General features: G+C 37.9%; 12 protein-coding genes. 8 read left to right on the top strand and 4 right to left on the bottom strand.

Going from position 1 to position 12,196, the window contains the following annotated elements; genetic code table 11:
• Positions 1 to 135: 135 nt before the first annotated feature.
• Complete coding sequence (locus COO03_RS10030) at positions 136 to 1,629, bottom strand: peptide MFS transporter (protein ID WP_097897027.1); 1,494 nt, start codon at positions 1,627 to 1,629, stop codon at positions 136 to 138.
• A gap of 227 nt (positions 1,630 to 1,856) precedes the next feature.
• Between COO03_RS10030 and COO03_RS10025 the strand changes: the two genes are divergently transcribed.
• A complete protein-coding gene (locus COO03_RS10025; protein WP_097897026.1) occupies positions 1,857 to 2,624 on the top strand; it encodes a tRNA threonylcarbamoyladenosine dehydratase in 768 nt (255 codons plus the stop codon).
• Positions 2,625 to 2,817: 193 nt separating this feature from the next.
• Here COO03_RS10025 and COO03_RS10020 read toward each other — a convergent pair whose 3' ends face one another.
• A complete protein-coding gene (locus COO03_RS10020; RefSeq protein ID WP_097897025.1) occupies positions 2,818 to 3,468 on the bottom strand; it encodes an RsfA family transcriptional regulator in 651 nt (216 codons plus the stop codon).
• A gap of 37 nt (positions 3,469 to 3,505) precedes the next feature.
• The gene (locus COO03_RS10015) at positions 3,506 to 4,792 is read right to left on the bottom strand and encodes a replication-associated recombination protein A (RefSeq protein ID WP_097897024.1); all 1,287 of its coding nucleotides are present in this window, start codon (positions 4,790 to 4,792) and stop codon (positions 3,506 to 3,508) included.
• Positions 4,793 to 5,244: 452 nt separating this feature from the next.
• Here COO03_RS10015 and cymR point away from each other — a divergent pair, with 452 nt between their 5' ends.
• The 7 genes from cymR (at position 5,245) to COO03_RS09980 (ending at position 11,878) form a co-directional block, all read left to right on the top strand.
• Positions 5,245 to 5,661 carry a cysteine metabolism transcriptional regulator CymR gene (gene cymR, locus COO03_RS10010; RefSeq protein WP_097897023.1) on the top strand — a complete coding sequence of 139 codons (417 nt, stop codon included), beginning with the start codon at positions 5,245 to 5,247 and terminating at the stop codon, positions 5,659 to 5,661.
• 35 nt (positions 5,662 to 5,696) lie between these two features.
• Entirely contained in the window at positions 5,697 to 6,842 is a 1,146-nt protein-coding gene (locus COO03_RS10005; protein WP_097897022.1) for a cysteine desulfurase family protein, read from the top strand.
• A gap of 16 nt (positions 6,843 to 6,858) precedes the next feature.
• On the top strand, positions 6,859 to 7,974 hold the full coding sequence (gene mnmA, locus COO03_RS10000) for a tRNA 2-thiouridine(34) synthase MnmA (protein WP_097897021.1): 1,116 nt from the start codon (positions 6,859 to 6,861) through the stop codon (positions 7,972 to 7,974).
• 326 nt (positions 7,975 to 8,300) lie between these two features.
• On the top strand, positions 8,301 to 8,960 hold the full coding sequence (locus COO03_RS09995) for a tetratricopeptide repeat protein (protein WP_097897020.1): 660 nt from the start codon (positions 8,301 to 8,303) through the stop codon (positions 8,958 to 8,960).
• A gap of 103 nt (positions 8,961 to 9,063) precedes the next feature.
• Positions 9,064 to 11,400 carry an SF1B family DNA helicase RecD2 gene (gene recD2, locus COO03_RS09990; RefSeq protein WP_097897019.1) on the top strand — a complete coding sequence of 779 codons (2,337 nt, stop codon included), beginning with the start codon at positions 9,064 to 9,066 and terminating at the stop codon, positions 11,398 to 11,400.
• 142 nt (positions 11,401 to 11,542) lie between these two features.
• Positions 11,543 to 11,731, top strand: a complete 189-nt coding sequence (locus COO03_RS09985; RefSeq protein ID WP_000490499.1) for a hypothetical protein — start codon at positions 11,543 to 11,545, stop codon at positions 11,729 to 11,731.
• An 18-nt stretch (positions 11,732 to 11,749) separates the two neighbouring features.
• Positions 11,750 to 11,878 (top strand): YrzQ family protein, encoded by a 129-nt coding sequence (locus COO03_RS09980; RefSeq protein ID WP_097897018.1) that lies wholly within the window; start codon positions 11,750 to 11,752, stop codon positions 11,876 to 11,878.
• 41 nt (positions 11,879 to 11,919) lie between these two features.
• Here COO03_RS09980 and COO03_RS09975 read toward each other — a convergent pair whose 3' ends face one another.
• Entirely contained in the window at positions 11,920 to 12,132 is a 213-nt protein-coding gene (locus COO03_RS09975; protein ID WP_097897017.1) for a hypothetical protein, read from the bottom strand.
• Between the last annotated feature and the right edge of the window lie 64 nt (positions 12,133 to 12,196).

Raw genomic sequence — 12,196 nt, 5'->3', positions numbered from 1 at the left:
AGATGGTTATACTAAAGCCATCTAGGCTTCTTTTTTAGGGTAGTGTTTTTAAATTTCATGGTATATAGTAAGTTTACAAAGGTAAAAATAAAAAAGCTGGTGCAATACCAGCTTTTCGTTTTGATCAAATGGATATTAGTGGAGCCCTTTCATGAAGCTTTGAATTTTTGTTGATAGCATAAATAATATTATACTTAATACGATAGATATAGCTCCAATAACTCCAAAGTAAATAATTTCTGTTGCAGGATTGTATAGTTTTACAACCTGTGCATTTATAGCTTGTGCGGATGCAGTAGATAAAAACCATAAACTTATTGTTTGTGCTGAAAACGCAGCTGGAGCTAATTTTGTTGTTATTGATAATCCTGCAGGTGATAAACAAACTTCCCCAATTACTATTAACAAAAAGCTAAGAACTAACCAGATAGGACTTACTAGAGAATCTGTACCGTTAATATAAGCAGGAATAATCATAATCAAGAATGATAATCCAGCAAAAAGTAATCCGATAGCAAATTTATTTGTAGTAGAAGGTTGGCGTGTATTAAGTTTTACCCAAACCCATGCAAATAATGGTGCCAGTATTACTATAAATATAGGACTCAATGATTGAAACCATGCAGATTGTATTTTGAAGCCAGCAAATTGTAACTGGGTCCGTTGATCAGCATAGGTAGCTAAAATAATTGCACCTTGCTCTTGTATAGCCCAAAACATTGTAGCTGCAATAAATAACGGTATATAAGCAAGAAGGCGAGAGCGTTCAACCTTTGTAGTTTTTGGACTACGGTACATATAAATGAAGTAGCAAGTAGGAATAATAATTCCTAAGATACTTATTAAAAAAGTAAAACGATTAATAGTTAATAACCCAGTGGGTATTGTAACAGCACATAAGAATACTATAACAAGTATGCTTATGCTAAATTGTTTAAGTGTTTTCTTTCGTTCAATACTTGTTAAAGGGTTTGGTATTTGTGTACCAGCTAAACCAAGAGTCTTCTTTTTCGTAAACACAAATATTGATAAGCCTACCATCATACCAACTGCCGCAATTCCAAAACCAAGATGGAAATTATATTGTTGACCTAATGTACCAACAACAAGAGGAGCTACAAGAGCACCTAGATTAATGCCCATATAGAAAATGCTAAACCCGGAGTCTCGACGTGTGTCTGATTCACTATATAAATTTCCAACAATACTAGAGATGTTTGGTTTTAATAATCCTGTTCCAAGTATTAAAAATACCATCGATATAAATAAAGTAGTAATACTACCTGGCAGTGATAGAATAAGGTGACCAACCATAATTAAAATGCCGCCCCAAAAAACAGTTCTACTTGAACCAAGTAGACGATCGGAGACCCAACCACCAATAATACTGGACATATATAATAGGGATCCATAAATCGCCATAATCGAGGTGGCAGTAGCTTGATCAATCCCTAATCCGCCTTTTGCAATGGAATAATACATATAGTAAAGTAATATGGCCCTCATTCCATAGTAAGAAAATCTTTCCCAAAATTCCGTAAAGAATAAAGTGAATAAACCTTTAGGATGTCCAAAAAAACCTTTTTGTGGAATACTCTCAATAATTTCGTTTTTTTCTTTCCAATCCATAATGTTATCTCCTTAATATATTTAGATATTATTTCAGTATAACTTAAGGGTTTTGATTTTAAAACAAATTTTTAAGCTTACTTCATCTAGTCATAGAACGATTCGGATTTCTTTCTTATGCTTTTGGAATATTTATTTTTAGGAATTCTGCAACTTTTTCTATACAAATAGTCGGAAAAACGCTAGAATACATGGTAGGCCATTTTTGTAATAGGAGTGTAGAACGCATGTTACATCAATTTTCGCGTAATGAATTAGCCTTCGGAAAAGAAGGTCTTGAAATATTAAAAAATAGTACAGTTGGTATTTTAGGAATTGGCGGCGTAGGCTCATTTGCAGCAGAAGCGTTAGCGCGTTCTGGTGTAGGACGCCTTGTATTAGTTGATAAAGACGTTGTCGATATTACAAATGTGAACCGTCAAATCCATGCATTACTTTCTACTGTAGGTCGTTCAAAAGTAGAACTAATGAAAGAGCGTATTGCTGATATTAATCCAGACTGCGAAGTTATCGCATTAGAAATGTTTTATACAGATGAAACATACGAAGAGTTCTTTAAGTATGGTTTAGATTTCGTAGTGGATGCATCTGATACAATTACATTCAAAATTCATTTAATTAAACAATGTTTACGACGTAAAATTAAAATTATCTCAAGTATGGGTGCAGCAAATAAAATGGACCCAACTCGTTTCCGTATTGCGGATATTTCTAAAACGCACACAGACCCAATTGCGAAAGTGATTCGTACGAAGCTTCGTAAAGAAGGTATTAAAAAAGGTGTGAAAGTTGTTTTCTCTGATGAAAACCCAATCGTAATTCGCGAAGAGGTTCGTAAAGAAATCGTGCCAGACGAAAATGCAAAAATTCGTAAAGCGAAATTACCACCTTCCTCAAATGCATTTGTACCATCTGTTGCAGGGTTAATTATGGCGAGTCACGTTGTACGTGAACGCTTGAAGCATGTAGAAGTGAAGCGTGTAGGACAAGAATAAAGAAACAAAAAAAGCGTATGTTCCGTGGGGATATACGCTTTTTAATTTGTATGAGTGATTTCTTTTTAAGCTTCTAATTGCAAAAAATCCTACAATTAATACGAGAACTTTGAGTGGAATTTCGAAAATTGTCAATGAAAGAAAAGATAATCTCTCCTTTCAAATCGTATCTTTTTGCTAGGTGGGGCGTATTTCAATTTTCAGCCGTATAAATAATATCTAAATTTCCGTTCTGATCTGTTTTGAAAATAGGTGCAATTTGTTCTTCTGGATGATTTGCTAAAACAAGCTTCCGTGCACGGTCCATAATTCTAACAAGCATTGCATAATCTTCTTCGATTGTTTGTTGCTTTTTCGTTAACGTTGCTAATTTTATTTCTAGTTCATCATTCGTCTTTTGTAATGAAGTGAGTTTAACCTGCAATGCTTTATTTTCAGTTTGTAAATTTGTTAGATGGGAACTATGCTGATTTAAGTTTTGTAAGAATGAGATGACATCTTGTATTGTAAGAGAGTGTTTACTAGAAATAAGGTCTTCGGAAAATTCAGCATCAATTACGATTTTCTCTTTTTGTTTCGACTTTAATAGTTGTTCTTTTTCTATATTTGCTTCAGAACGTTTTAACTCTTTTCTTTGCTTCTTAGCAAGCTGTACAGCATCCTCGTAATTTGGTCTTACTTCGGCATTCCAGCGGAACCCACAAGCGGCAGAAGTACGGTTTAATTTGTCGCCAACTTCCTCAAATGCTTTCAGCTGAGTACTTCCGCTGCGAATATGCCGTAAAACGGTTTCTGCTAAAAGGAGATCGTCTTCTCTTGTCCATGCATCTTGGCGTGTTTTCATAAGCGAAACCTCCATTATCATGTCGTTTTCGCTTAGATTACCCTTTTGGTTTGCTTTTATGCGAACTTTGCAATCTTTCATATACAGTTGAGAGTGCCTGCTCGAATTTTCCGGTCGTTTTCGGTTTATAATATTGTTTGTTTTTTATTTTATCTGGTAAGTATTGTTGCTGTACCCAGCCGTTTGGATAATCGTGTGGATATAAGTATTCAGTGCCTCTACCTAATGATTCAGCCCCTTTATAGTGACTATCTTTCAAGTGATTTGGGACATCGCCTGTTTGTCCGTTCCGTAAGTCGTGAAGTGCTGCATCAAGCGCCTTGTACGCTGAATTTGATTTTGGAGAGAGACAAAGTTCGATAACTGCATTGGCAAGCGGAATGCGAGCTTCTGGGAATCCGACGCGTTCCGCCGATTCAATCGCAGCAAGTGTACGTGGTCCGGCTTGCGGACTAGCAAGCCCGATATCTTCATACGCCATAATAAGAAGACGTCTCCCAATACTTTGTAAGTCACCAGCTTCAATAAGGCGGGCTAAATAATGAAGTGCAGCGTTTACATCGCTTCCGCGCACTGATTTTTGAAAGGCAGATAGTACGTCATAATGCGCATCACCGCCTTTATCGTGAACAAAGCTTTTTTTCTGCAAACATTCTTCTGCAATGTCTAATGTGATTTCTGCTTCCTGATCGTCTGTTGTAAAGCTAGATAAAACAGCAAGTTCAAGTGCATTATAAGCAGAACGCATATCTCCACCAGAGGCATTTGCAAAGTGGCGTAGTGCTTCATCTGTAACAGTTACATGATATTCTCCAAGACCTTTTTCTTTATCTACAAGGGCTCGTTTTAAGCCAATTAAAATTTCATCTTCTGTTAGTGTATGTAGTTCAAAGATTTGGCATCGACTACGGATGGCAGAGTTGATCGCATGGAATGGATTGCTCGTTGTTGCGCCAATTAAGGTAAGAAGACCGCTTTCTAAATGTGGTAAGAGGAAGTCTTGCTTAGCTTTATCTAAGCGATGGACCTCATCTAAAATTAAAACAAGGTGGCGGTGCATCTTGGCTTCTTGTACGACCACTTCCATATCTTTTTTATTATGCGTAACAGCATTTAATAGACGAAATGGCGTTCCTGTACTGCCAGCAATTGCACTAGCAATCGATGTTTTTCCTGTACCTGGGGGACCGTATAAAATCATCGATTGGAAATGGTTTGCTTGGACCATTCGCCATAAAATTTTCCCTTCACCAACTAAATGCTGTTGTCCAATGATGTCTTGAATAGTTGTTGGACGCATTCGATGTGCGAGTGGTTGTTTCATTTTGACCGTCTCCCTTAGTATATAATCTCAGTCTATCGTATCATCTTTTTCATAAAAAATTGAAATATGATGCTGTTTTATGTAAGGAATGAAAATGAAGATTTTCATTCTTTCCTTAATTGTAATAATTCCCGAGTGTTTCAATGTGATTTTACCCCGCTATTCGCGGGCAGTAATATTCCCACCTTAAACCTCAGGGAAAGCTAAGAAGTTAGGTGGGAGATAAACTGCCCGTAAAAGCCCGATTGGTAAGGGCTAATAATCAGCGGGGGATAAAGCTCCCCGCTGATTAAAGTTTCACTTTATGTTATCATTTTGAATACATAAGTTGAAATTTCTTATAATACTATATTATGCTATAATTTCATAGGATTTTGATTTTTAAATTATGTTTTCTTACGAATAAAGATGAAACCAATAGAAGTGAAATTCTGAAAAGAGGTGCGAAATAGATGAAAATTTCAACGAAGGGCCGCTACGGTTTAACAATTATGATTGATCTTGCAAAAAAGTTTGGCGAAGGCCCAATTTCATTAAAATCAATTGCACAGGCGCACGACTTATCTGAGCATTATTTAGAACAATTAATTTCTCCACTTCGTAACGCTCGTCTTGTAAAAAGTACGCGCGGTGCATATGGTGGTTATGTATTATCTGACCAACCAGCTAATATTACGGCTGGTGACGTAATTCGTGTATTAGAAGGCCCGATTAGCGTTGTGGAAATGCTAGAAGAGGAAGAACCAGCACAACGCCAATTATGGATGCGTGTTCGTGACGCAGTGCAAGAAGTATTAGATAGTACAACTTTAGAAGATTTAGTACGTTACGAGGAAGAAAATCATGGGGGTTACATGTTTTACATTTAATTCCTTGTGAAACGATTTGGAAAGAAGGAGATCTGATGGAACGCATTTACTTAGATCATGCTGCGACATCTAAGCTTCACCCAGAAGTAGTCGAAAAGATGATTCCGTATATGACAGAGACGTTTGGTAATCCGTCTAGTATTCATTTTTATGGACGTCAAGCGCGCCATGCTGTAGATGAGGCAAGACGCGTTTGTGCGCGCAGCATCAATGCAAATCCAAATGAAATTATTTTTACAAGCGGTGGCACAGAGGCTGATAATTTAGCACTTTTAGGTGTAGCTCGTGCAAATCGCCATAAAGGAAATCATATTATTACAACAAAGATTGAACATCATGCAATCTTGCATACATGTGAAGTGCTAGAGCGCGCAGGATTTGAAGTGACGTATTTACCTGTTGATACAACGGGGCGTGTTCAAATTTCTGATGTGCAAGAGGCAGTAACAGATCAAACGATTCTTGTATCGGTTATGTTTGGGAATAATGAAGTGGGGACAGTTCAACCGATTGCGGAAATTGGAGAACTGTTAAAAGAACATCAAGCTTATTTCCATACGGATGCTGTACAAGCCTATGGTTTAACAGCAATTGATGTGAAAAAATTAGGCATTGATTTATTATCCATTTCAGCTCATAAAATTAATGGTCCAAAAGGTGTAGGATTTTTATATGCTAGCACAGGGGTGAAATTTGAACCTTTATTAACAGGCGGGGAGCAAGAGCGAAAACGCCGTGCAGGTACGGAAAATGTACCTAGTATTGTGGGACTTCAGCATGCTATTCTTCTTGTGGAAGAAACACGTGAGCAAAAAATTGCCCAATATGAAGAATTTAAAGATATAATGGTATCTGTCTTTAAAAAAGAAGACATTACTTTTGAGGTAAACGGAAACTTAGAGCATCGCTTACCACATGTATTTAATGTAAGTTTCACAGGAATGGATATTGAACCATTTCTTGTAAACTTAGACTTAGCAGGTATTGCAGTATCAAGTGGTTCTGCATGTACAGCTGGTTCTATTGATCCTTCACATGTGTTAGTAGCGATGTTTGGAAAAGACTCCGATCAAATACGTTCATCCGTACGTTTTAGCTTTGGTCTTGGCAATACGAAAGAACAAGTGGAAAAAGTGGCGTACGAAACAGTGAAAATCGTGAAGCGATTAACACAAAACTAGCATGGGAGGTGACGTGATGAACAAACTACCTCACGAAACACGCGTTGTCATTGGGATGTCCGGTGGCGTCGATTCATCTGTAGCAGCTCTTTTATTAAAAGAGCAAGGTTATGATGTAATCGGGATTTTTATGAAAAACTGGGATGATACAGACGAGAATGGTGTCTGTACAGCAACAGAAGATTACAACGATGTAATCGAAGTGTGCAATCAAATTGGCATTCCATATTATGCAGTAAATTTTGAAAAACAATACTGGGATAAAGTATTTACGTACTTTTTAGATGAGTACCGAGCTGGTCGTACACCAAACCCAGATGTAATGTGTAACAAAGAAATTAAATTTAAAGCCTTTTTAGAGCATGCGATTGCGCTTGGTGCTGATTATGTAGCGACAGGTCATTATGCACGTGTTGCTTATATGGACGGCGAATATAAAATGCTTCGCGGCGTTGATGATAATAAGGATCAAACCTACTTCTTAAATCAATTAAGCCAAGAGCAACTATCAAAAACGATGTTCCCGTTAGGTGAATTAAAGAAACCGCAAATTCGTGAAATGGCGAAAGAAGCTGGTTTAGCGACAGCAACAAAAAAAGATAGTACAGGTATTTGCTTTATCGGTGAGCGTAACTTTAAAGATTTCTTAAGCAACTACTTGCCAGCTCAACCAGGTGTGATGCAAACATTATCTGGTGAAGTGAAAGGGAAACATGACGGTCTTATGTATTATACAATTGGACAACGTCATGGTCTTGGTATTGGTGGTAATGGTGATCCGTGGTTTGCTGTTGGGAAAAACTTGAAAGAAAACATTTTATATGTTGATCAAGGATTCCATAATGAGCTTCTATATGGTGATGAAGTCATTGCTACAAATGTAAGCTGGGTAAGCAACAGAGCTAAAGAAAAGGAATTTAAATGCACAGCGAAATTCCGTTATCGTCAAGAGGATAACAAAGTAACGGTTCAAATCGTTGATGAGAATACGATTCGTATTCTTTGTGACGAACCAATTCGCGCAATTACGCCAGGACAAGCAGTTGTCTTCTATGACGGAGATGAATGCTTAGGCGGCGCTACAATTGATGAAGTATATCGTAGTGGTAAGAAATTAGACTATTTAGGATAAAAATGAGAAGCCTCTGCCGATTAGCGGTTAGAGGTTTCTTTTTTATCCCGCTATTTGCGGGCAGTAATACTTCCACTTTAAAATTTAGTGAAAGCATTGTCCAACTCTAGTGGCTAGAATCTCCGGCCGTTTCTGAGCGAGTCGCTTCCGCTTTTTTAAAGAAGTGAGGTGTGAGATAAGCTGCACGTAAAAGCCCGATTGGTGAGGGCTAATAATCAGTGAGGGACGAAGACCCCCCACTGATTAAAGTTTCACTTTATAAACGCGAATTTTTGTTCGCTCGGAAAATAGATTCTTTGTTATAATTTGTTGTAGAGGTGAAGATCATGTCAAATAAACTTGAAGCAGGCATTCAATATATGCAAGAAGGAAACTGGGAAGAAGCAGCTAAAAATTTTACAGAGGCAATTGAAGAAAATCCGAAAGATGCGCTTGGATACATTAACTTTGCAAATTTATTAGATGTGTTAGGTGATAGCGAGCGTGCAATTTTATTTTATAAACGTGCATTAGAACTAGATGAAAAATCAGCTACTGCCTATTATGGGCTAGGAAACATATATTATGGACAAGAACAATTTGCAGAAGCAAAATTTGCGTTTGAGCAAGCAATGCAAGCTGGATTGCAATCAGCTGATGTGACATTTATGCTTGGTATTACACATGTACAGCTTGGAAATGATCGTCTTGCGTTACCGTTTTTACAAAGGGCGACTGAATTAGATGAGATGGATGTAGAAGCGGTATTTCAGTGCGGATTATGCTTTGCACGACTAGAGCATATTCAAGAGGCAAAACCTTATTTTGAAAAGGTATTACAAATGGACGAAGAGCATGCGGATGCGTATTATAATTTAGGTGTTGCTTACGTGTTCGAAGAAAATAATGAGAAAGCACTTGCTTTATTTAAGAAGGCGACTGCCATTCAACCAGATCACTTTTTGGCAGGGAATGGCATTCGTTTATTGGAGCAAGAAGGCGAATGAAAATGATACTTTAACGTGCAGTTACCCCTCATCTAATGGGTAGGCCAAGAGGTGGGGGCTGTACTGCTTGTTAGAGTGAGAGAAACCGGAAAGGAGAGGACAAATGGAAAATCAACATGCAATGGATTTGTTTGAGGAAGAGCAAAAATTTATAAAAGCACAAGTTCTTCATACCATTTTCCACAACGAAGAAAACCTCTATTCCGTTGTCAGTATGAAAATCATTGAAACAAATGAAACATACGACGAAAAAAAAGTGATGATCAATGGTCACTTTCCCCGTATGCATGAAGATGAAGTGTTTACATTGACAGGTCACTTTAAAGACCATCCAAAGTATGGAAAGCAATATCAAGTTGAAACGTTTAAAAAGGAACTGCCCCAAACGAAAACAGGTATGGTGCAATACTTAGCAAGTGATTTATTTAAAGGAATCGGGAAGCGAACAGCAGAAAAGATTGTTGACCATCTTGGAGAACATGCGATTTCTAAAATTATGGATGACCCAGCTGCGCTAGAAGGTGTTGTAAACAAACAAAAAGCACAAGAAATATACGACACGATTATCGAACATCAAGGGCTTGAAAAGGTCATGAGCTTTTTAAATGGTTATGGTTTTGGAACGAAGCTCTCAATTAAGATTTATCAGCAGTATAAAGAAATGACACTTGAAGTAATTCGAAATAATCCGTATCAGCTTATTGAGGAAGTAGATGGAATAGGCTTTGGAAGAGCGGATGATATAGGACGAGCGCTTGGTATATCAGGGAATCATAATGACCGCGTACGAGCGGGATGCTTTTATACACTAGAAAATGTTTCGCTACAAGATGGTCATGTTTATATGGAAAAGGGACAACTTGTGCGGGAAACCATTTCACTTTTAAATAAGCAAGAAGGTGCCGTAACAGAGGAAGATATTGTAGAGTGCGTGGAAATGATGCAAGGTGAAGGAAAAGTCATTATAGAAGAAGCCCGCATTTACTTAGCCTCTTTATTCTATTCTGAAAAAGGCGTTGTAAAGTCAATCCGTCGTCTTATGAATCAAGAAGAGACACCGTCATTTCCTGAAGCAGAAGTGTTATTGACATTAGGGAAAATTGAAGAACAGCTAAAAGTACAGTATGCGCCGCTTCAGCAAGAAGCAATTCAAACTGCGCTTCATAAGCCGATGATGCTATTAACTGGTGGACCAGGAACAGGGAAAACAACGGTTATTAAAGGGATTGTTGAAATGTATGCGTCACTACATGGGCTATCGTTAAACCCAAAAGATTATAGTGATGATAATCCGTTTCCGATTCTTTTAACAGCTCCGACAGGAAGAGCAGCAAAGCGAATGAGTGAGTCAACGGGGCTCCCGGCTTGCACAATTCATCGTTTACTTGGCTGGACGCCAGAAGGATCTTTCCAGCGTAACGAAACGGACCCCGTACAAGGAAAGTTGCTTATTATTGATGAGTTTTCAATGGTGGATATTTGGCTCGCAAATCAATTGTTTAAATCATTACCAACAAATATGCAAGTCATTGTTGTAGGTGATGAAGATCAATTACCATCTGTAGGACCTGGACAAGTATTAAAGGATTTATTAGAGGCACGTGCCATTCCAACAGTAAAATTAACGGAAATCTATCGTCAAGCAGAAGGATCATCCGTAATTCAGCTTGCCCATGCAATAAAGAATGGTACATTGCCGCCAGATTTAGCGCAAAATAAAAAAGATCGCTCGTTTATTGGATGTACAGGAAATCAAATTGTTGAGGTTGTAAAACAAGTATGTGAAAACGCGAAGACAAAAGGGTTTAGCGCAAGAGATGTGCAAGTGTTAGCGCCTATGTACCGCGGACCAGCAGGGATTAATGTGCTAAATGAGGCGCTTCAAGAAGTATTTAATCCGAAAAAAGAAAAGAGTAAAGAAATTGCCTACGGTGACGTTGTATACCGAAGGGGCGATAAAGTACTTCAATTAGTCAACCAACCAGAAAGCCAAGTGTTTAATGGTGATATTGGAGAAATTGTCTCGGTATTTTATGCGAAAGAGAATGTCGAGCAACAAGACATGATCGTCGTTTCATTTGATGGGATTGAAGTAACGTATATAAAGCCAGATTTAAATCAAATTACGCATGCATATTGTTGCTCGATTCATAAATCACAAGGTAGTGAATTTCCAATTGTAATTATGCCGATTGTAAAGAGCTATTATCGTATGCTGCGCCGGAATTTAATCTATACAGGGATTACGAGAAGTAAAAAGTTTTTAATTATTTGCGGTGAAGAATCAGCCTTTCAATCCGGTGTGAATCGTCTCGATGATGCAATGCGTCAAACGACGCTAGCTGGTCGCCTGCAGGAGTCACAAGGAGAAGTGCAAATGGTTACGATTGATGGTCAAGAGATGGATGTGGAAAACATTTCCCCGTATGATTTTATGTAGTAAGGTGAAATTATATAGTGAATCTTTCGATGCGTATAACGTTATTTTGAAAGTGTAAGAGCAGTTCTAGCATGTATAAATGAATGCAGTTTGGACATAATGGCGAATAGAAACTGGGAGTTTTTAAGGAGATGAAAGCCGTATGTTCAGTTGTCCAAATTGCAAAGGGAAGGACATTGGAAAAATAGGTGTCAACCAATTTTATTGCTGGAATTGTTATATTGAATTATCGGTTTCAAAGGGGAAAATCCATACGCATCAAGTAGAAGAAGATGGTTCGCTTAGTTCTCTTGATGATTTATTTGATGAGAATGAACGAACGATTGGATAATCAAAAGGGGGATTTACTTTGAATCTACGCAATTCATTAATCGCATTAGGTATTGGGGCTGCGGCATATCAATATGCACGTAAACAAGATATGTTTTCCAAACGCAATATGAGAAGAGCACGTAAAATGATTAAGTCTTATCTATAATCATTTTTATAAATGAAAAACTCCCTAACAGGGAGTTTTTTTCATGCGCTCGTATATAAATAAAAAAGTCCAATTTCCGAAAAAAGGTAAGAAAGTCCGTAGCATCCAATCCCGAGAACTCCGTAATACCACAGTTGTTTTGCTCGCTCCTTTCGCGGCGAACGCGTGAAGAGCCCCTTCCAAATACCAAAGCCAATACAGACCCATTCAAGAACCATGCAAAGTGCCGATAAAGTTAGCATAAGCCAAACCATTGTGTTCCTCCTGACCATATTTGTGATTTGCTGTAGTCTCAGAGTGGTTGTCCTTATTGTGTTA

This window comes from Bacillus sp. AFS098217 (genome assembly GCF_002551815.1).
GTDB lineage: Bacteria > Bacillota > Bacilli > Bacillales > Bacillaceae_G > Bacillus_A.
The sequence above is the reverse complement of the archived record's forward strand: the minus strand, read 5'-3'. Positions and strand labels throughout refer to the sequence as shown.